This is a genomic window from Brevundimonas sp. NPDC046655 (assembly GCF_044901625.1).
Classification (GTDB): domain Bacteria; phylum Pseudomonadota; class Alphaproteobacteria; order Caulobacterales; family Caulobacteraceae; genus Brevundimonas.
This window is the reverse complement of sequence record NZ_JBJDPV010000001.1, coordinates 1,169,566-1,187,877: the sequence shown is the minus strand read 5'-3', so window position 1 is coordinate 1,187,877 and position 18,312 is coordinate 1,169,566. Positions and strand designations below refer to the sequence as shown.

Genomic DNA, 18,312 nt, shown 5'->3' with positions numbered 1-18,312 from the left:
AGGATGGATGTGGCGGTATTCGAAGCGGCGGAGTGGGAACACCAGGCCTGCCTGCGGCTGGAGCCGGGGCACCGGGTGCGCTGCACCGCGGGGCGCCTGACGCCGCAGACCGCGCCGGACTATGTTGAAGCCGAGGTGGTGAGCCCCTTCGTCGGCTCGGAGGTCTCGGCGGCGGTGATCGCGGCGCTGCCCCGGTTGCGGCTGGTCGCCACGCGCTCCACCGGTTTCGACCATATCGATCTTGAGGCCTGCCGCGCGCGCGGGGTGGCGGTCTGCAATGTGCCGGACTATGGCGACCCGACGGTGGCCGAGCACGCCTTCGCCCTGCTGCTCGCGGTCTCGCGGCATGTCGTCGAGGCCGCCGACAGGACGCGTCGGGGGGATTTCCATGTCGAGGGGCTGCGGGGGTTCGACCTCGAGGGCCGCACCCTGGGCGTGGTGGGGGCCGGACGCATCGGCCGGCGGGTGATCCGCATCGCCCGCGGCTTCGGCATGACGGCGCTGGCGGCCGACCCGCACCCTGATCCCGCCGCGGCCGCCGAGCTGGACTTCGACTATGTGCCCCTGGACGACCTGTTGCGCCGGGCCGACGTGGTGAGCCTGCACGCGCCGGGCGGGCCGCAGACCCGCGACCTGATCTCGGACGCCCAGTTCGCGGTGATGAAGCCGGGCTGCGTGCTGATCAACACGGCGCGCGGCGGGGTGGTGAACGCCGCGGCCCTGGTGCGCGCCCTGAGCAGCGGACGTCTGGCCGGGGCGGGGCTGGACGTCCTCTCCGAGGAGCCGCTCCTGCGCGAAGAGGCGGAGATCTTCCGCATGGACACGCCGCTGCCGGCCGAACGCCTGCGCGCCCTGGTGGCCGCCAACACGCTCCTGCGCCTGCCCAATGTCGTGGTCACGCCTCACATCGCCTATGACACGGCCGAGGCCCTGGGGCGGATCGTCGGCACGACGCTCGACAACATCGAAGCCTTCGCCCGGGGCGAGCCCCGGAACCTGGTGGTCCCGTCCGGGGCGGCGGGGGATGTCGCGGAGACCCGTCCATGACCCGCCACAGGCAGGCCTCCGTCCAGGTCGCCGCGACCCCGGATCGACTGTTCGCCCATCTCGACGACCAGACCCGCCTGGCCGCGCACATGGCCCGCCCGTCGATGATGATGGGCGGGGGGCGGATGACCTATGACTTCGACGCGGGCCGGGGGCAGGTGGTCGGCTCGCACATCCGGATGGGCGGCCGGGCGTTCGGTCTCGGGCTCTTCGTCGACGAGGTGGTGACCGAGCGCGCGCCGCCGCGGCGCAAGGTCTGGCGCACCGTGGGCCGGCCGCGGCTGATCATCATCGGCGACTACGAGATGGGCTCCGAGACCACGCCGATCCGTGGCGGGGCCGGCTTGCGGGTCTGGATCGACTACGACCCTGCGCCCCGCGGCCCCGGGCGCCTCGTCCCGGGGCTGGCGGACGCCTACGCCCGTTGGTCGTGGAACGCATGGCGGGTGACGCCCGCCGCGCCTTCGGCCCGGTGTCCGCGAGCGCCGGCTAGAGCCGGACGCCCCTGAGCCTGAGCGCATTGGTCACCACGCTGACGCTGGACAGGGCCATGGCGCCGGCGGCGATGGCGGGCGACAGCAGCCATCCGAACACCGGATAGAGCAGCCCGGCCGCGATCGGCACGCCCGCCACGTTGTAGGCGAAGGCGAAGAACAGGTTCTGGCGGATATTGCTCATCACCGCGTGCGACAGCCGCCGCGCCTTGACCAGCCCCTGCAGGTCGCCCTTCAGCAGGGTGACCCCGGCGCTTTCGATGGCGACGTCGGATCCGGCGCCCATGGCGACGCCTACCTCGGCGGCGGCCAGGGCAGGGGCGTCGTTCACCCCGTCTCCGGCCATCGCGACCTTGCGCCCCTCGGCCCGCAGCCGCTGGACGACAGCGGCCTTGTCCTGCGGCAGCACCTCGGCCTCGACCTCGGTGATCCCGAGCTGGCGGGCGACGGCCAGCGCCGTGGTGCGGTTGTCGCCGGTCATCATCACCAGCCGCACGCCTTCGGCCTGCAGGGCCTGAACGGCCCGAAGCGTGGTGGCCTTGATCGGATCGGCGATGGCGAAGACGCCGGCCAGGGCGCCGTCGACCGCCGCGAAGATAGCCGTGGCGCCGTCGGCGCGAAGGCTCTCGGCTTCCGCGTCCAGGGTGGAGGTGTCGACGCCCTGCTCGGCCATGAACTTGCCCGAGCCCAGGCTCACGCGGCGGCCGTCGATCCGGCCCAGGACCCCCTTGCCGACCGGAGAATCGAAGTCCATCGGCTCGACGAGGGCGAGCTTGCGTTCGGTCGCGGCGCGCAGGATGGCGTCGGCCAGGGGATGCTCGCTGCCGCGCTCCAGGCTGGCGGCCAGCCGTAGCAGTTCGGCCTCCTTGAAGCCGGCCGCCGGGTGTATGGCGATCACGGCCGGACGGCCCTCGGTCAGGGTGCCGGTCTTGTCGATGACGATGGTGTCGATCTTCTCGAAACGCTCCAGCGCCTCGGCGTTCTTGATCAGCACCCCGGCCTGGGCGCCGCGGCCCACGCCGACCATGATCGACAGCGGCGTGGCGAGGCCCAGCGCGCAGGGGCAGGCGATGATCAGCACCGATACCGCCGCGACCAGGGCGAAGGCGAAGCGCGGCTCCGGTCCGACGCTCGCCCAGACCGCAAACGCGATCGCCGCCACCAGGATCACCGCGGGCACGAACCAGCCGGAGACCAGGTCGGCCATGCGCTGGATGGGGGCCCGGCTCCGCTGGGCCTGGGCGACCATCTGCACGATCTGGGAGAGCAGGGTGTCGGCGCCGACCTTCTCGGCCCGCATGACGAAGGAGCCGGTCTTGTTGATGGCGCCCCCGATCACCTTGTCGCCGGGCTCCTTGGTCACCGGCATGGACTCGCCTGTGACCATGGACTCGTCGATCGCCACCCGGCCCTCGACGAGTTCGCCGTCGACCGGGACCTTCTCGCCGGGGCGGACGCGCAGGTTGTCGCCCACCAGGATCTGGTCGAGCCCGACCTCCTCGTCGGTCCGGTCGGCGCGGACCCGACGCGCGGTCTTGGGCGCAAGGTCCAGCAGGGCCCTGATGGCCCCGGACGTCTGCTCACGCGCGCGCAGTTCCAGGACCTGGCCCAGCAGCACCAGCACAGTGATGACGGCCGCGGCCTCGAAATAGATCGGCACGCTGCCGTCGGCGCGGCGGAAGGCGGGCGGGAACAGATGGGGCGCGACGGTCGCCACGACGCTGTAGATCCAGGCCACGCCGACGCCCATGGCGATCAGGGTGAACATGTTCAGATGGCGGGTGACCAGCGACCTGGCGCCGCGTTCGAAGAAGGGCCAGCCGGACCAGAGCACGACCGGGGTGGCGAGCGCGAACTGGATCCAGGCCGAGGTCTGGCCGCTCATGCTCATCATCAGCCCGGTGAGGTGGCCGCCCATCTCCAGGGCCAACACCGGAACGGACAGCGCCAGCCCGATCCAGAACCGGCGCGTGAAGTCCGTGAGCTCCGGGTTCGGGGCGCTGGCGGCGGTGACCAGTTCGGGTTCGAGCGCCATGCCGCAGATCGGGCAGGAGCCCGGCCCGACCTGGCGGATCTCCGGGTGCATGGGGCAGGTGTAGACGGTCCCGGCCGGCGCTACGGGCGCCTCGGTCTTGCCGCCGTCGAGATAGCGGGCCGGCTCGGCGACGAACTTGGTCCGGCAGCCGGCCGAGCAGAAGAAGAAGGGCTTGCCGTCGAACTCGGCGCGGTGCGCGGTCGTCTCCGGATCCACGGTCATGCCGCAGACCGGGTCGAGGACCTTGCCGGCGGGAGGGGGCTCGCCATGGCCCGCGTGAGAAGCGTGGGCGTGGTGGTGATCGGGGTGGGAAGGGGCGTTCGACATGGCCGGAGAACTCCACAGCGTGTGGTAATCTGATATACCCCTCGCGGTATATTTTCCAATACCCCGAGGGGGTATGCTCGCGCGGGCAAGGGAGGACGCTCTTGGACCATAACGACAAGCCGAAGCTGCTCAACCGCCTCAGCCGCATCGAAGGGCAGGTGCGGGGCATCGCCCGCATGGTCGACGAGGACCGCTACTGCATCGACGTCCTCACCCAGCTGCAGGCCGTACGCGCGGCGCTTCGGCGGGTGGAAACCGAAATCCTCAAGGACCACCTGGATCACTGTGTGACCGGCGCGCTGGTGGATGGGAACGAGGCGGAGCGGCGGGCCAAGGCCGCCGAACTCATGGCTGTGCTGGATCGGGCCCTGACCTAGCCGCGGAAAGACGTCGGGCCGGACCTTGCCGTGTCGTGCGTAATGTCCGCGGGCGCGCGGGTCATTGCTGGTGCGACCTTCTCCATCTGGAGATCCGGATATTCGCTCCTCTATTCTCATCGCCCTGGCCGCTGCGCCGGCTCGGAGCTTATGAGTCCCCGACCTGGTCCGGCGGACCCAACCGGTCGAGAGCGCCGATGCCGAGGCTGGAGTCGGTCCTGGCGATCGACACGGCCGGCGCGGCGATCCGGCCGGAGAGGGCCCGGATGGCGTCGATGGTCTCGGGAATGACGATGGCCTGGTTGTCGACCATGTAGGCGTAGAAGAGCTCGTCGCCCTGGACGCGGAGCATGTCGGTCCAGAGCGCCACTTCATAGAGATTGTCATGCGGGCGGCCGAGGTCGGCCATCAGTTCCTTGACGCTGTTGAGCGCCGTCAAGCCGTCATCCATCCGGATCGCCGCGATGCGCGAGGAGGCGAGGAAGGCCGCGACCACCTCCGCCTTGTCCGCCGCACGGGTCATCTGCACCGACCAGTAATGCAGATGAGCGATCGTCTCGGGGACCTTGACCGCCATGGTCACGACATCCAGGTCGGGATCGACGCTCTGCGCATCGGGGCCCTGGTGGCTCGGAATCTGGGGCTCGGGCGCCAGCGTGTTCATGATGCCGCCCCGGTCGCTCTCCCAGGGATCGGTGGCCCGCCGCAGCAGCGTCCCCCGCGCCCGGCGCAGCAATCCCGCCTGTTTGAGCGCGGTGAGAGTGCGCACGATCGACGTGGTGTTGCACGAGACAACCCTGGTCGCCGGCCGTCCGAGCGCGCCTGCGTAGCTCGACTCGGCCACGAAGGAGTGACCGGCGACTTCGTGCTTCTCGCCGCCCTGGACGATGAAGGGCTTGTCCTTGCGCCGGTAGACCTCCGCGTTGGCGGCGCCGATCCCCTTGGGCGTGCAGTCCACCATGACATCGACCGACGCGATCAGGTCGTCCAGATCGCCCGCCACAGGGAGACCGGCCCGTTGCATCGCCAGGGCGGCCCCGGGGGCGGCGCCGTAGAGGGAGAAACCCATCCGGGCCGCAAGACGCAGGCGCCAGTCGGCGCTGACGTCGGCGACGCCCACGAGGATCATGTCGTCCTGCTGTCTGACGGCGGCGGCCACGCGCTTGCCGATCACGCCGTATCCATTGACCCCGACGCGGATAATATCCGAGTGAACCATGATCGCTGTCCTCGTCCGTTGGGCATGGGCTCTGGCCAGCCCATCGGCGCAGGAGGACGGCGACCCCTCGCTGCGCGCGTGTGTTCTCCTTAAGAAGACGCAGCCCCCGCCGCGGGATTACAGGCGAGGCGGCGACCTTATCGCACGCCGCCGGACCGCTTGCGTATCCCGGAGCGGCGGAGGACCCCTCGTCTGCATAGGCGAACGACAGGCCTGCGGCGCCGGGCGGACCATGCCGCAGGGGGCGACGCTACGCCTGCGTTACGGCTGACCGCGACGGCGGCTGGACGTCCATGCCGGCGCCCAGCCGCAGACGCTTGAGCATCAGGGCGTTGACCGCCACCAGCACCGAACTGCCGGACATCGACAGGGCGGCGATCTCGGGGCTGAGGGTGAAGGGATAGAGGACTCCCGCGGCCAGGGGAAAGGCGATGAGATTGTAGCCGACCGCCCACCACAGGTTCTGATGCATCTTGCGCAGGGTGGCGCGCGACAGCTCGATGGCCTTGACCACGTCGGCGGGGTCGCTGCGCATCAGCACCACGTCGGCGCTCTCTATGGCGACGTCGGTGCCGGCGCCGATGGCGAAGCCGACGTCGGCCTGGGTCAGGGCCGGGGCGTCGTTGACCCCGTCGCCAACCATGCCGACCCTGTGGCCCGCGGCCTGGAGTTCCTTCACCTTGAGCGCCTTGTCGCCGGGCAGGACCTCCGCCAGCACGATGTCGATCCCCAGTTCACCGGCGATACGCCGTGCGGTGCCGAGGTTGTCGCCGGTCATCATGGCCACCTTGACGCCCAGGGCCTGCAGTCGCCGGATGGTCGCCGCCGCGGTGGGGCGGACGGCGTCGGCCACGGCGATCAGACCGATGACCCGCCCGTCGCGGGCGATATGGACTACGGTGCGGCCGGCGCCCTGCAGCCGTTCGGATTCCGTCGCCAGCTCCCCGAGCTCGACGCCGTTGTCGGCCATGAGCATGCGGTTGCCGGAGAGGACGGTCCGCCCGGCCACGGTCGCCCGAAGTCCCTTGCCCCCGAAGGATTCGAAGCCGGCAGCGGCCAGTTCGGGGAGGTCCTTCGTCCGCTCCAGCACGGCCTTGGCGATGTGGTGTTCGGATCCTCGCTCCAGGGCCGCGGCCGTGGTCAGCAGGTCGGTCTCGTCCACTCCGGCGGCGGGGGTGACCTGGACCACTTTCGGCGCGCCCAGGGTCAGGGTGCCGGTCTTGTCGAAGACGATGACGTCCAGCTTGACGGCATGCTCGAGAGCGGCGGCGTTCTTGATCAGCACGCCGTGGCGCGCCCCCAGCCCCGTGCCCACCATGATCGCCATGGGCGTGGCCAGGCCAAGAGCGTCGGGGCAGGCGATGACGAAGACGGTGATGGTCAGGGTCAGGGCGAACAGCAGGGTCTGGCCCAGGGCCCAGAACCAGACGCCGAAGGTGAGCAGGCCGATGACGACAGCGGCCAGCACAAGCCACTGGGAGGCGCGGTCCGCGAGCAACTGGGCCGGGGCCTTGGAGTTCTGCGCCTCCTGCACCAGCTTGACAATCTGCGCCAGGGCGGTGTCGGCGCCTACCCGCGTCGCCCGATAACGGAAGGCGCCGGTCTTGTTGATCGCGCCGCCGGTCACGGAATCCCCGGCGCCCTTGGTCACGGGCAGGGATTCTCCGGTCAGCATGGATTCGTCGACCTCGGAGCCGCCGTCCTCGATCACGCCGTCCACGGGGATGCGGCCGCCCGGCCGGACGACCACCCGGTCGCCCACCAGCACGGCGGAGGTCGCGACCTCGACCTCGACGCCGTCGCGCAGCACCCGGGCGGTGGGCGGCGCCAGGTCCATCAGCCTGCGGATGGCGTCCGAGGCGCCGGCCCGCGCCCGCATCTCCAGCCAGTGGCCCATCAGGATGAAGACCAGCAGCAGGGCCGAGGCTTCGTAGAAGTCGGGCGCGTCGTAGAAGAAGGTGGCGCCGACGCTGAACAGGTAGCCGGTGCCGACGCTGAGCAGGACCAGCACCGCCATGTTGAGCACACCGCGTCGCAGGGCCCGGACGGCGGCGATGTAGAAGGGCCAGCCCGGATAGAGGATGGCGGCGCTGGCCAGGACGAACAGCAGGGGCTTCAGCGGCAGGCCGAACGGCGGCTCCACTCGCATGAAGTCCATGCCCATCGGGGCGAGCAGGAAGATCGGGAGGGTGAAGGCGACGGCGAAGAGGAAGCGGTTGCGCATGTCCCGGGCCATGGCCTGCATGTCCATGCCGGGGCCGTGCCCCATCTCGGCCATGTCGTCGGCGCCGGCTTGGGCAGGATGAGCAGAGGGCGCGTGGCCCTCATGGGCGGCCGCCGGAGCTGCGGGATGCTGGAGGTGCGACCGGGCGTCCACGACCTCCTCATGCGGGACGCAGATGTGACGCGGCACGACCTCGCCGCGGCAGTGGAAGCCGCAATCCCGCACCGCCTGTTCCAGTTCGACCTGGCTGACCAGGGCTTCGTCATATCGGATCGTCGCGGTCGCCGAGCCGAAGTTGGCGGCGGCTTCCAGCACGCCCTTCAGGCCCCGCAGGTGCTTCTCGATCACCAGTGAATCCAGCGGCGTGCTGAAACCGGAAACATCGACGGTAGTAGTATGCATGAAGGAAATTCCAGTCGAAAGCAGTTCAGTCTTGAGGTCGGTGGGATTCCGCGCCCTACAGGGGGCGTAGGCGGGGAACGAACGCGGGCGTAGCCTGCCGGTAAGCGCTCCAGGCCGGGCCGAAGCGGGCGGCGGTCTCTCGCTCCACCGCCATGGCGAGGCGCCAGTACAGGATGACCAGCGCCGGGAACATCGCCAGGGTGAGCAGCGTCGGCCATTGAAGCAAAAAGCCGATCATGATCAGCACGAAACCGGCATACTGCGGCTGGCGGATTGACCGGTAGGGACCGGTCGTCGCCAGCCGGCCTTCTCGTTGCGCGCTATAGAGCACCGGCCATGCCGCGGAGAGGAGCCAGAACCCGCCGCCAACGAGAACCAAGCTGAGAATATGGAAGGGCCCGAAGTGCGGGTGCGCTCGCCAGCCGAACATCATCTCAAGCAGGTGTCCGGCGTCATGGGACCACCAGTCCACGCCGGGAAAGCGGCTCTGTAACCAACCGGCCAACAGAAAGATCGTCAGCGGGAAACCGTACATCTCGGTGAAGAAGGCGATCAGGAAGGCGCTGAAGGCGCCGAAGGCGCGCCAGTCCCTCGCCGTCTTCGGCTTGAAGAAGGTGAAGGCGAAAAAGATGAACAGGATGGAGTTGAGGGCCACCAGCGACCAGAGCCCGTACGTTTGCGGTTCCGCCATGATCAGGCCTCCGGAGCTGGGGGACGGGCGCGGTCGCCCGGGTGGTCGGGGCCGTGCCCCCCGCCATGGCCGCCATGCATGGTCATGTGCAGCAGGGGACAGAGCAGCAACAGCAGGAACGGCGCCCAGCCGAGCAGGTGAACCCGGTGCTCGCCGATCAGCAGATAGGCCAGCCCCGCCGCGAAGGCGCCCAGGGTCAGAAGCCTGAAGACCCGGCCGGCGGCCGGGGATTTGGAGGTCATGCGAGGCGCCTTCCGTGCTGAACACCATCCCGTCGTCTGACGCCCCACCCGGCCAAACATTACGGACGCGTGGCGTCGACGATCGTAAGAGCCGCCCGTCGTCAGCGTCAGACGTGGACAGCTGGGTCGCGGTCAGGTGGGGAGTGCAGTCGGGCATGCCGTTCATTCTTGCTCTCAACAGCGGGTCCTCGACCTGCAAGTTCGGCGTTTTCGATCAGGGGCCGGGCGGACTGGCGCCCTGTCTGCGCGGCCGGATCGAAATGCACGGCGAGGCGCCCCGACTGCTGAGTTATGACCCGGCCGGGGCGGTTCTTTCAGACGAGCCCTGGCCTCGGACTTCGGCGCCGGACCTCCTCGGGTGGCTTGAGATGCGCCTGCCCGGACCGATCGCCGCCGTGGGCCATCGGGTGGTTCATGGCGGGCCGCGTTTCTGCGCGGCGACGCTTGTCACGGAGGCGGTCCTCGCGGCCGTGGCGGCGCTCGCGCCGCTCGCCCCCCTGCACCAGTCCCAGTCGCTGGCGGGGGCGTCCGCCCTTCGCGCCGCGCGGCCGGGGCTGCCGCAGGTCCTGTGCTTCGACACCGCCTTCCACGCGGGCCATGATCCCGTGGTTGACCGTTTCGCTCTGCCGAGGGTCTGGGAGGCGCGGGGTCTTCGCCGCTACGGGTTTCACGGCCTGTCCTATGAGTATCTCGCCGGACGTCTGGCGGCGCTCGACCCTCCCACGGCCGCCGGCCGTGTGGTCGCGGCCCACCTCGGCGGGGGAGCCAGTCTGTGCGCCCTCCGCGACGGGCGCAGCATTGACACCACCATGGGCGCCACGCCGCTCGACGGTCTGGTCATGGCCACGCGCTGCGGCAGTCTGGACGCGGGCGCGGTGCTCTATCTGTTGCGCGAGGGGGGACTGGACGCCGACGGCCTGACCGATCTGCTCTATCGCCAGTCGGGACTGCTCGGCGTCTCTGGCCTCAGCGGCGACATGCGCGACCTGCTCGAGAGCCGCGAACCGGCGGCGCGCGAGGCTCTGGATCTTTACGTCCATCGCGCCGCGCGCGAGATGGCGGCGCTGGCGGCCAGCCTCGGAGGGCTGGACGGCCTGGTCTTCACGGCGGGTGTCGGCGAGAACGCGCCGCGGATCCGAGCCGAGATCTGCGCGCGCCTCGGCTGGCTCGGGGTCAGGCTCGACGCCGCCGCGAACGAGCGCGGCGCCGGCCGTCTGAATGCGGCCGACAGCGCCGTGGCGGTCTGGATGATACCGACAGACGAGGAGGTTGTGATCGCGCGCCAGACGGCGGCGCTGCTTGATCTGGCGGAATGAAGCGCCGGGGGCAGGGGGCGCGGACGGCGTTCACCGGCCGCTGCGACGGGGACCGGTGGGCTCTTGTAAGGAGGCCGGCGATGACCCGACCAGGGCCGCGGGAGGCGGCCGGCGGCGCCTGCGTCGCCGGGGACTGCGACCCGGAAGCGCTGCGTCCACCGAAACCCCGGGAGAATCCCGTGACGTCGCTAGGTGATCCATCGCAGGCGCCGGAAGACGGTGCAGCGCGGGTCTGGAACGAGCTTCCGTAGCGACCGGGATCGGCGTCTTGCTCAGCCTCGGTTTGCGCCGGATCCCTGACCAGCGCCGCTGCACCGGTCAGGGCGTACTTCGCCTGGTGAACTGAACCAAGGATGCCGACGTTCGTTCAGATCAGGGTCAAGCACGGCCGCAGCCGTCATGTCGCGGACATCCCGTTGGCAGATGGCTTGATCCAGAGGATTCACGTCCATGACCAACTTCGCCCAACGGCCCGTCAGGCGGACGGCCATCGCCCTGTCAACACTTTCCCTGCTCGCCGCCGCCGGGTGCGCCAGCGCGCCTGCCTCAGGTACGGCGCCCCCGGATCGACCTATGGGCGGCATGCAGGCGCCGCATGCGGCCCAGGGCTCCGGCATGATGGGCGGCATGCAGATGCCGCCGGGAATGAACATGGCTCGGACACCCTTTTCTGAGGCCGAGATGAGCATGCACCGCGCCATGATGATGGCGACCGATGTGAACACCCAGCGGACCTGGGCGAGGAAGATGATCGCCCACCATAGAGGGGCTGTCGCTATGGCGCAGGCTCTGCTTGGAAGTGATGCGACAGACGTTGAGGTCCGTCGCATGGCTCAGGCGGTCATCGACGCGCAGACGAGAGAAATCGCAGAGCTCGAATCCTGGCTTGAGCGTCATCCCGGCTGATTGTAACGAGGGCGGCACGGCGGGGCCTGATCATGCTCTGTCCGTCGCCGTCCGTGCTCCCTGCCAGGCTGGAGGATTTGGGTTGGAACTTGAGCAGAGGCAGCTGATCCTCTCCATTCTCGGCCGCGCCGACACCCTGACCGTGGCGACGGTGCGTGAAGACGGTTGGCCGCATGCAACGGTTGTGAGTTTCGTCAACGATGAGCTCGACATCTATTTCGGGACGGCGCCCCACTCGCAGAAGATTGGAAACATCGCCCGTGACTCCCGGGTGTCCGCGACCGTCACGCCCGATCACGAGACTTCTAAAGACATCCAGGCGATCTCGCTCGCGGCAAGGGCGGAGCGTGTTACGGACCCCGGGGAGCTGTTGAGAGTGGCTGATCTGGTCTTAAGGAAATTTCCGAGACCAGGGCGTCCTGCGCCGGCGGCGGTGCTGGAGGGGGTGGTGGTGGTTCGCCTGCGCCCGACCATCGTCTCGGTCCTGGACTACAGCAGAACCTTCGGTCAGACGGAACTGATCGACCTGCGTGACGATCAGGCGCCACGCAGTCGCCAGGACAACCCGCCTTCATCCTCATAGGCATGGGATCATACTGTCGTCCGTCGCCCAGAGATGGGATCTGCCGTGGCCCGGATCGAGTGGCCCGGGCTGGCGCGGTGGCTCCGTCGCGTCTTCAGGGCGATTGGGCCCCTATGAGCACGACTGGCCTGATGCCGATCCATGGCGCGATCAGAACGCTTCGGGCCACACGGCCGGGAGCGTTCTGATCGGCGCCGTCACGGGGCTGGTGTCGTTCGGCGTGACGGCCGCCACACCAACCTCCGTGAGGCCTATTGACCGGGATTTCTGATCCCGCGCCCGCCGGGCCTAGACGACAAAAACCGGTGCAAAGCCCCCGCCCGGAGTTCGGAAGTTTGTCGTCTGGCCCTGATAGACTCGGGCGGCCGCCAGTAGCGGGTCGCCGTCGTAGACATAGAGACGGACATCGAGCTTCAGCGAACGGATCTCGCCGTCGACCCTGATCCGACGTTCGCTGGGCTTCGCGAATTCCTGGGCGATATAGCCGCCGAGCTGAATTTCCGCCCATACGCGCCGGGTGATCTTGTCGCCGCGGTAGACGGCCTTGCCACCATGGCCGCCGGCCGGCTTGAAGAAATATCGGTTGCGCGTCGTCCACAGCCTCTCTGCGTTCTCGGCAGTCACCAGGGTGGTTTTCGGGATCGCCGAAAGACCTCTCTGATGATCCGGAGCAAGTCCCCAACCGGCGACCATGTCCGGGTCTGACAGCAGGCTCAGGTTCCGCTTGTCGGCGAACAGAGCGTGGTTGCGCGGACTGGGCGTCAGAACGACGGCTCCGTTCTGATAGGCGTCACGCAGGGCTTCGTGCCCGTCAGCACCGAGGGAGAAGTCGACGAGGCGATTGTAGACGAGATCCACAATCTCGCCTTCATGCTCCAGTCGCCCCTGGGAGAAATGGAGTTCGGAGGGATCGGCGACCCACGCCGTAACGCCGCGCTGTTCGAAAAACCGCTGCGCCAACAGGAACTCCGGGAACAGATACTGATCCTTCGGGCGGTCATCGACGATGGCGATTGTCCGCGGTTGACCCGAGCGACCCTGCAACGCCCATTCGTTCAGGAACATCCGCCAGACGAGGGCTTCGAAGTCTCCCATCACCCGCGCGCGCATGGCGTCCTGGGCCTCGCGACAGCATTCGCCCTGGGCGTGAGCAAGAAACGCATTCAGGAATGCTCCTCCGGCGTTGGTATTCACCTCGATGAGTTTTGGACCGCCGTCGCCCAGATGAAAATCATAGCCCATGAAGACCCCGCGCGGGCCGAAGTCCCGGCGAGCGATGGCCGGGCCCCAACCCAGTACCGCCTCCTGATAGGCCGGGGTCCTGGCCGCAGCCTCGATGGCGGCCACGACGACCAGCATGGCCTCGATGTCCTGGGCGGACAGGAACACAGGCCCGCCGGAGAACAGGTTCGGTCGATCCGCAAGCAGCGCCGAGACAAGGTCCGGCTCCCCGGCCTGCTGACGGATCGCCGAGCTCAGACGGGTCCGGTCCAGCGTGATGCAGAAACAATCCCTGTTAAGCACCGCGTCGAAGGAGCCGTCACGGGTATCGTCGGTTGTCGCCATGGTGTTCCTTTGATCGGGCCGGGATCGAGGGTGTCAGGTCCCAGCGGCCGCGTACCGGATTGTGCGACGGCTTCGTCTTGCGAAGCAATCCGCGTGCGTTCGACTTCTGGAGCGCCGGTGCGCGACGGCGGGATCGTTTCGGCCCCGCGCCGTCCCGGGTTCGATACGTCGCTGCGGGCGAAGGCCCGCCGGACGACCGAAGATTCCGGCGATAAATCCCGCCTTCTCGGCGCCCGGCCGTGGAGAAGGGCGCCGGCGCGGCGTCCGTTGAGCCTGCATGAGGCGATAGCCCGGTCATGGATGATGACCAGGCCCTTTCGGCTCCGGACTGCGCCGCAGTGGAGCCGGCGGCAGGCGATGAGGCGGATCACGCTGTCGGGGTCGGCGCGGCCGGTGGAACGGTCCAGTTCGGCGGGGTCGGAATCAGAATGGCGCTCCTCGATCCAGGCGGCCGGGTGGGCGGTGAGGCCACGCACAGGCTGTCGCGTCGTCGACTTGGAGCACCTTCTCCGCGAAGGCTTTCCCGGTGACTTCTGCTGTCGTCAATGTCAGCGCCCGCAAAGCGGCTTGCGCCGGTCAAATGTCTCCCAGACCAGGGTCGTGCCGCTCGTGATCATGGCGCAATTGATCTCTTCGCCCGACGGCGACCAGCAGATGGCGGTGATGCGGTCGTAGCTTCGGCCGGTCTGCTCGCAGCGAAGGGTCTTGCCCGCGACAAGCCGGTTCAGTTCCGCTGTAGCGGAAGCGGCGCTGGCGGTCGGGCAAGGATGGCCCGGCGAACAGGTTTCGTCGGCCTCCCGCGCCGCCACGGCGTGGAGTCTGATCTTTGTACCGTCCTTGCAGCGCAGGGTGTCGCCGTCGTTCACATAGGCCACATTGCATCGGAAACCCGTCTCCGACGGCGACGATGGAAGCGCGTCTGCATCGGCCGTGGCGGGCGGCGACGCGTGACCAACGGCGTCCGCCGCAGGCCAGTTCAGGGCGGCGATGAAGGCGACAGCCATGAGGGTCGCCGTCATGGAGAGGAAGCGACTGTTGCGCCGGTATGGCTTGCGAGAGCCGGTTGAACGGGATGGTTTCGAGCTCATCGAGACAGGCTAGGGCCAATGGGTGAACGGGCCGTGAGCCGGGTATCCCGGTGAAGGAAAAGGAAGGGCGGCTGGGAGCGCTCCGATCGGGAGCGCCAAACAGGAGGACGCCATGTCGTCCCGACCCGCGTCGAACATCCGTGAATTCGCCCCTGCGCCAGCCTCGACCGTGGAGGACGGCGACCTTGACCTTCTGGCGGCGATCCTTTCGCGAACCCAGTCTCCAGCCGCCAGCCGGGCCGCCGCCGCCGATCTGATCGCGGACTTCGGAGGGCTGGCCGACGTCGCCGCGGCTGATGAAGCCGCCCTGCTTCGTGCCGGCCTCGCGACGGCCGCGGTCGCCGATCTCCTACGGATCCGGGCGCTGGCGGTGGCCATGGCGAGGGCGGAGGCCTGCCATCGACCGGTCCTGTCGTCATGGACCGCCCTGACGACCTATCTCCGCGCAGATATGGCCCATGCGCCTCGCGAGCAGTTTCGCGTCCTCTACCTCGACCGCCGCAACATCCTGATGAAGGACGAAGGGCGCGCTGACGGGACGGTAGACCATGCCCCCGTCTATGCGGCTGCGGGCGGCCGGACCGAGACCGACCTGTTCGGGGAGCGGCCGCCGGTCCTGCTCGATCCCGACCGGCTGACGCAGGCCTGGATGAAACGGACGGGAGAGGTCGCAGCCCTTCTGGAGAGCGAAGGCCTGACGGTCCATCTCAGCGCGGGTCCGTCCCCGGACCTGGCCGAAGATCTGGAGCGACTTGGCTACGCCTACGGCGGCGCGCTTTCGGAGGCTTCGGCAACCCTCTACCGCGAGGCCCGTGAGCGCGCCCAGGCGGCCGCCGACGTCCTGGAGGCGGAAGGGGTCGGGGACGATGTCGTCGCTAGGCTGGAGCCCCTGATCCGCGCACGCATCGCCCAGGACCAGGCGGGATCGGGCGAGCGTGTCGCGACCGTCGTGGTGCTGCGGCCGTCGCTTCGGATCGGGGTGGAGGTCGAATGCTACGGACCAGCCGAGGCGGAGCCCGACGACGACGCCGGCTTCGAGGCCGACGATGAGGCGGCGCCGGAGATCTGGAGGCGGTCGCAGCCCGCCTATGCGCCGCCACGCGCCGAAGCGCCGGAGCCGGAGACCGAAGGGGTGACCCACGCTCTCCATGCGGTGCGCACCGACGTCGCGACGCGGGGGCTGATCCGCGCCCTGGCCGACGCGCCCGATGTCGCCCTGACCGCCCTGACGGCGCGTCTCTTTAGCGTCCTGGCGGTCCGCCCCTCGATAGGCCGTTCTGAAACCGCCCTGACCGTGACCGCCTCTGTCTTCAGCCCGACCGGCGGCCGGGTGATCGAGGCCCTGGATGGGGCGGTGCGCGAGCGTCTGGACGATCGACGTCGCGCCTGGGAGGCGTCCGGCCAGGCCCTGGTCGCATGGGTGCACGGCCTGGCGGCCGATGACCGGCTCGGCCTGCTCGCCGAACTGACGGCCCTCAGTCTGGATCTGCGTGAAGAGAGGACGACCCTGGTCCGGGGATCGGCCCGGGCCGAGGCCGCCGAACTGGCCGCCCTGTGCGAGGCGGATGTCACGCGCGTGTGGACGCCGGACGCGCCCTTCCTTCAGTCGCACTCCAAAGACCAGTTGCTGGGCATGCTCGCGGCCATGGGCGCGTCGTCGGAGGAGGTCGGGCGGCTGAAGAAGACCGAACTGGTCGCCTGGACGGCCGATCAGGCGGCCGAACGGAACTGGGCTCCGGCCTGCCTGTCCTGGACGGCGCCGCCGGAAGACGACGCCGCGACCGAGGGCGCCGAACCGTCGGGTGAGGCGGACGGGCCGAAGGCCGAGCCTGGGTCGGAAGGGGGCGAGGCGACGGCCTGCGACGAGGCCTGCGACGGGGCCGACGTCGAGATCGGGGACGATACCGGGAACGAGACCGGGGGCGAGACGGGGAACGAACCCGGGCGCGATGACGATCCGGACCTCGGCGGCCTCGATGGAGTTGGAGTCTTCGTGGTGACGCCGGCCGGCGAAGCCGTCCTGCGGAACCAGGCCGTCTGACGGTCGAGGGCCGGTTCCGTCGCGCGGCGCGCGGCGGGATCGGTCCGGGGGAGGGCGAAGGAAGGGAGGATCAGGGGCGAGGCGGAACAGGGAGAACGGCTCCCTGGACGCTTCGGATCAACAGGAGACTGAAGATGCAGACCATGGTGTTCACCGGCCGGCTGGCGGCCGACCCCCAGATCAGTCCGGACTTCGCCAAGGCGGTGTTCCGGCTGCTCGAGAAGCGCGGCGTGGACCTTGCGGGCAAGGACCGTATCGTCGGCGTCAACTGCGTCAGCTGGTCGAAGGGGCTGAACGAGAAGGTCATCGCCCGGGGGCTCGCCCAGGGCTGCGAAGCCCTCGTCGTCGGCGCCTTCATCGACACCGCCTATACGGCCCGCGACGGCACGGAACGCGCCGCCAAGGAACTGGTGGTGAACCGGCTGACGGTCCTCGACTGGGCCGAGGATCGCCAGGCCGCCGTTCCCGAACAGGCGGCCGCCTGATCCCTCATCATTCATTTCAAGGAGACTGACCATGCAGACCCTGACGCTTGAAGGCTATCTCACCGCCGCTCCTTCCATCCTCGCGGCGAAGGATTCCGGCAGGAAGCGCGCGAGCTTTCGCGTGCTGGAGACGACGCGGTTTCGTCGTTCGGACGGCACGCCGGGCGAGCGCACGACCGGCTTCAACTGCATCTGCTTCAACGAGGCGACGACCGAGAACTATATTGCGCCCTTCGCCCGGAAAGGCAGCCGGGTGGTGATCCAGGGCCATGTCGAAAATGACAGCTGGACCGGCAAGGACGGCGTCGAACACTACGACCTCCGCCTGGTCGTGGACGACATCCGGTTGAAGAACCGTCGCGAAAGCGCCACCGACGGAGACCAGTCCGCCGACGGCGGCATTCAGAAGGCCGGGGCCGCTCACGATCTGAATGACGACATCCCGTTCTGATCCAGATCCGGCCCTTTCAGGCTGACGTCCTGGCCCGGCGCCTCTGCGCCGGGCCATTGTCGTGTCGGCCAGGGAGGACGAAGGAAGGGAGGACGGAGGAAGGGCGGTCTGGGGCGAGCCGATCGGGCTCGCTGACCACGGGTTTCGTCATGACCGCCTCCATCTGGACCGAAGACAGGATTGCTCGCCTGACCGACCTCTGGCGCCAGGGGTGGAGCGCCGCCCAGATCGCCCGCGACCTGGGGCGCGAGGTCTCCCGCTGCGCCGTTCTCGGCAAGCTCCACCGACTGGGCCTGGGGCGCGGGCCTCAGGTCGCGGCCTTGTCCATCGTCCGGTCGCGAGCGGGCGCCCATCGACCGAAGACGTCCTTGCGTTCGCCTCGCGTTGATGCGCGGCCTGACATGCCCGCGACCGCCACCGCCACCGTCCTCACTGTCGGACGGGGGGAGTGTCGATGGCCCTACGGCCATCCGGGCGAAGCCGGGTTCGGCCTGTGCGGCCGGACGGTCGCGCGCGGCGCCTTCTGCGCCGCGCACGCCGCCGTCGGCTATCAGCGTCGATCCTGTTCGGTCGACAGTCTGCTGAGGTCGGTCGCCATCGACTGATGGGTATCCCGAACGCGAGTGCAGGCGACGACGGCCGGCCGTCGTCGCGGTCGGGGGCGTGCGTTGTCCATCGTCCCCATCGGCGCGACGGCGCCGAAAGGCGTCCTCGTCCCAAGAGGGACGAGGACATGCCCCACACAACGCCCTCCGATCCTGTCACGTCACCCCGGCCGTCAACGGCTTCGCCGTTTCCCTCCACGGCCCGCGAGAGGC

Annotated in this window: 17 protein-coding genes; 10 read left to right on the top strand and 7 right to left on the bottom strand. The window is 69.1% G+C overall.

What is annotated here, in order from left to right:
• The first annotated feature begins 3 nt into the window (after nucleotides 1-3).
• On the top strand, nucleotides 4-1,047 hold the full coding sequence (locus ACI2KI_RS05930; RefSeq protein WP_313102805.1) for a hydroxyacid dehydrogenase: 1,044 nt from the start codon (nucleotides 4-6) through the stop codon (nucleotides 1,045-1,047).
• The gene (locus tag ACI2KI_RS05925; protein ID WP_225910419.1) at nucleotides 1,044-1,556 is read left to right on the top strand and encodes an SRPBCC family protein; all 513 of its coding nucleotides are present in this window, start codon (nucleotides 1,044-1,046) and stop codon (nucleotides 1,554-1,556) included. Before ACI2KI_RS05930 ends, ACI2KI_RS05925 begins: the two co-directional genes overlap by 4 nt.
• Here the strand turns inward: ACI2KI_RS05925 and ACI2KI_RS05920 are convergent.
• The gene (locus ACI2KI_RS05920) at nucleotides 1,537-3,903 is read right to left on the bottom strand and encodes a heavy metal translocating P-type ATPase (RefSeq protein ID WP_040345397.1); all 2,367 of its coding nucleotides are present in this window, start codon (nucleotides 3,901-3,903) and stop codon (nucleotides 1,537-1,539) included. The genes ACI2KI_RS05925 and ACI2KI_RS05920 overlap by 20 nt on opposite strands.
• Nucleotides 3,904-4,004: 101 nt before the next feature.
• Between ACI2KI_RS05920 and ACI2KI_RS05915 the strand changes: the two genes are divergently transcribed.
• Nucleotides 4,005-4,280 carry a metal-sensitive transcriptional regulator gene (locus tag ACI2KI_RS05915; RefSeq protein WP_003164950.1) on the top strand — a complete coding sequence of 92 codons (276 nt, stop codon included), beginning with the start codon at nucleotides 4,005-4,007 and terminating at the stop codon, nucleotides 4,278-4,280.
• 148 nt (nucleotides 4,281-4,428) lie between these two features.
• On the opposite strand, the gene ACI2KI_RS05910 is transcribed toward ACI2KI_RS05915, so the two are convergent.
• From ACI2KI_RS05910 to ACI2KI_RS05895, 4 genes are all read right to left on the bottom strand, one after another.
• Entirely contained in the window at nucleotides 4,429-5,499 is a 1,071-nt protein-coding gene (locus tag ACI2KI_RS05910; protein ID WP_003164948.1) for a type II glyceraldehyde-3-phosphate dehydrogenase, read from the bottom strand.
• Between the two features lie 250 nt (nucleotides 5,500-5,749).
• The gene (locus ACI2KI_RS05905; protein ID WP_003164947.1) at nucleotides 5,750-8,125 is read right to left on the bottom strand and encodes a cation-translocating P-type ATPase; all 2,376 of its coding nucleotides are present in this window, start codon (nucleotides 8,123-8,125) and stop codon (nucleotides 5,750-5,752) included.
• Nucleotides 8,126-8,180: 55 nt separating this feature from the next.
• Nucleotides 8,181-8,816, bottom strand: coding sequence for an isoprenylcysteine carboxylmethyltransferase family protein (locus ACI2KI_RS05900; protein WP_207826242.1), 636 nt, complete (start codon nucleotides 8,814-8,816; stop codon nucleotides 8,181-8,183).
• A 2-nt stretch (nucleotides 8,817-8,818) separates the two neighbouring features.
• A complete protein-coding gene (locus ACI2KI_RS05895) occupies nucleotides 8,819-9,058 on the bottom strand; it encodes a DUF2933 domain-containing protein (protein ID WP_050796666.1) in 240 nt (79 codons plus the stop codon).
• A 155-nt stretch (nucleotides 9,059-9,213) separates the two neighbouring features.
• Between ACI2KI_RS05895 and ACI2KI_RS05890 the strand changes: the two genes are divergently transcribed.
• The 3 genes from ACI2KI_RS05890 to ACI2KI_RS05880 all read left to right on the top strand — a co-directional run bounded on the left by ACI2KI_RS05890 (nucleotide 9,214) and on the right by ACI2KI_RS05880 (nucleotide 11,863).
• The gene (locus ACI2KI_RS05890; RefSeq protein ID WP_088491595.1) at nucleotides 9,214-10,374 is read left to right on the top strand and encodes an acetate/propionate family kinase; all 1,161 of its coding nucleotides are present in this window, start codon (nucleotides 9,214-9,216) and stop codon (nucleotides 10,372-10,374) included.
• A 450-nt stretch (nucleotides 10,375-10,824) separates the two neighbouring features.
• Complete coding sequence (locus ACI2KI_RS05885) at nucleotides 10,825-11,280, top strand: DUF305 domain-containing protein (protein WP_198935240.1); 456 nt, start codon at nucleotides 10,825-10,827, stop codon at nucleotides 11,278-11,280.
• Nucleotides 11,281-11,362: 82 nt separating this feature from the next.
• Nucleotides 11,363-11,863 carry a pyridoxamine 5'-phosphate oxidase family protein gene (locus tag ACI2KI_RS05880; RefSeq protein ID WP_003164943.1) on the top strand — a complete coding sequence of 167 codons (501 nt, stop codon included), beginning with the start codon at nucleotides 11,363-11,365 and terminating at the stop codon, nucleotides 11,861-11,863.
• Nucleotides 11,864-12,151: 288 nt separating this feature from the next.
• On the opposite strand, the gene ACI2KI_RS05875 is transcribed toward ACI2KI_RS05880, so the two are convergent.
• Both ACI2KI_RS05875 and ACI2KI_RS05870 read right to left on the bottom strand, forming a co-directional pair.
• Complete coding sequence (locus ACI2KI_RS05875) at nucleotides 12,152-13,429, bottom strand: hypothetical protein (protein WP_040345387.1); 1,278 nt, start codon at nucleotides 13,427-13,429, stop codon at nucleotides 12,152-12,154.
• A gap of 548 nt (nucleotides 13,430-13,977) precedes the next feature.
• Nucleotides 13,978-14,433 carry a thermonuclease family protein gene (locus ACI2KI_RS05870; protein WP_225910420.1) on the bottom strand — a complete coding sequence of 152 codons (456 nt, stop codon included), beginning with the start codon at nucleotides 14,431-14,433 and terminating at the stop codon, nucleotides 13,978-13,980.
• Nucleotides 14,434-14,629: 196 nt separating this feature from the next.
• On the opposite strand from ACI2KI_RS05870, the gene ACI2KI_RS05865 reads away from it, so the two are divergent.
• From ACI2KI_RS05865 to ACI2KI_RS05850, 4 genes are all read left to right on the top strand, one after another.
• The gene (locus ACI2KI_RS05865; RefSeq protein ID WP_404618450.1) at nucleotides 14,630-16,558 is read left to right on the top strand and encodes a JAB domain-containing protein; all 1,929 of its coding nucleotides are present in this window, start codon (nucleotides 14,630-14,632) and stop codon (nucleotides 16,556-16,558) included.
• A 134-nt stretch (nucleotides 16,559-16,692) separates the two neighbouring features.
• Nucleotides 16,693-17,043, top strand: coding sequence for a hypothetical protein (locus ACI2KI_RS05860; protein ID WP_003164936.1), 351 nt, complete (start codon nucleotides 16,693-16,695; stop codon nucleotides 17,041-17,043).
• Between the two features lie 31 nt (nucleotides 17,044-17,074).
• Complete coding sequence (locus ACI2KI_RS05855) at nucleotides 17,075-17,494, top strand: single-stranded DNA-binding protein (RefSeq protein WP_003164935.1); 420 nt, start codon at nucleotides 17,075-17,077, stop codon at nucleotides 17,492-17,494.
• Between the two features lie 149 nt (nucleotides 17,495-17,643).
• On the top strand, nucleotides 17,644-18,099 hold the full coding sequence (locus ACI2KI_RS05850; RefSeq protein WP_003164934.1) for a GcrA family cell cycle regulator: 456 nt from the start codon (nucleotides 17,644-17,646) through the stop codon (nucleotides 18,097-18,099).
• Nucleotides 18,100-18,312: the final 213 nt, after the last annotated feature.

What these genes read in the sequence shown, in the direction of transcription:
- ACI2KI_RS05930 (WP_313102805.1), top strand. Translation starts at nt 4, where the DNA reads ATGGATGTGGCGGTATTCGAAGCGGCGGAGTGGGAACACCAGGCCTGC.
- ACI2KI_RS05925 (WP_225910419.1), top strand. Translation starts at nt 1,044, where the DNA reads ATGACCCGCCACAGGCAGGCCTCCGTCCAGGTCGCCGCGACCCCGGAT.
- ACI2KI_RS05920 (WP_040345397.1), bottom strand. Translation starts at nt 3,903, where the DNA reads ATGTCGAACGCCCCTTCCCACCCCGATCACCACCACGCCCACGCTTCT.
- ACI2KI_RS05910 (WP_003164948.1), bottom strand. Translation starts at nt 5,499, where the DNA reads ATGGTTCACTCGGATATTATCCGCGTCGGGGTCAATGGATACGGCGTG.
- ACI2KI_RS05905 (WP_003164947.1), bottom strand. Translation starts at nt 8,125, where the DNA reads ATGCATACTACTACCGTCGATGTTTCCGGTTTCAGCACGCCGCTGGAT.
- ACI2KI_RS05900 (WP_207826242.1), bottom strand. Translation starts at nt 8,816, where the DNA reads ATGGCGGAACCGCAAACGTACGGGCTCTGGTCGCTGGTGGCCCTCAAC.
- ACI2KI_RS05895 (WP_050796666.1), bottom strand. Translation starts at nt 9,058, where the DNA reads ATGACCTCCAAATCCCCGGCCGCCGGCCGGGTCTTCAGGCTTCTGACC.
- ACI2KI_RS05890 (WP_088491595.1), top strand. Translation starts at nt 9,214, where the DNA reads ATGCCGTTCATTCTTGCTCTCAACAGCGGGTCCTCGACCTGCAAGTTC.
- ACI2KI_RS05885 (WP_198935240.1), top strand. Translation starts at nt 10,825, where the DNA reads ATGACCAACTTCGCCCAACGGCCCGTCAGGCGGACGGCCATCGCCCTG.
- ACI2KI_RS05875 (WP_040345387.1), bottom strand. Translation starts at nt 13,429, where the DNA reads ATGGCGACAACCGACGATACCCGTGACGGCTCCTTCGACGCGGTGCTT.
- ACI2KI_RS05870 (WP_225910420.1), bottom strand. Translation starts at nt 14,433, where the DNA reads ATGGCTGTCGCCTTCATCGCCGCCCTGAACTGGCCTGCGGCGGACGCC.
- ACI2KI_RS05865 (WP_404618450.1), top strand. Translation starts at nt 14,630, where the DNA reads ATGTCGTCCCGACCCGCGTCGAACATCCGTGAATTCGCCCCTGCGCCA.
- ACI2KI_RS05860 (WP_003164936.1), top strand. Translation starts at nt 16,693, where the DNA reads ATGCAGACCATGGTGTTCACCGGCCGGCTGGCGGCCGACCCCCAGATC.
- ACI2KI_RS05855 (WP_003164935.1), top strand. Translation starts at nt 17,075, where the DNA reads ATGCAGACCCTGACGCTTGAAGGCTATCTCACCGCCGCTCCTTCCATC.
- ACI2KI_RS05850 (WP_003164934.1), top strand. Translation starts at nt 17,644, where the DNA reads ATGACCGCCTCCATCTGGACCGAAGACAGGATTGCTCGCCTGACCGAC.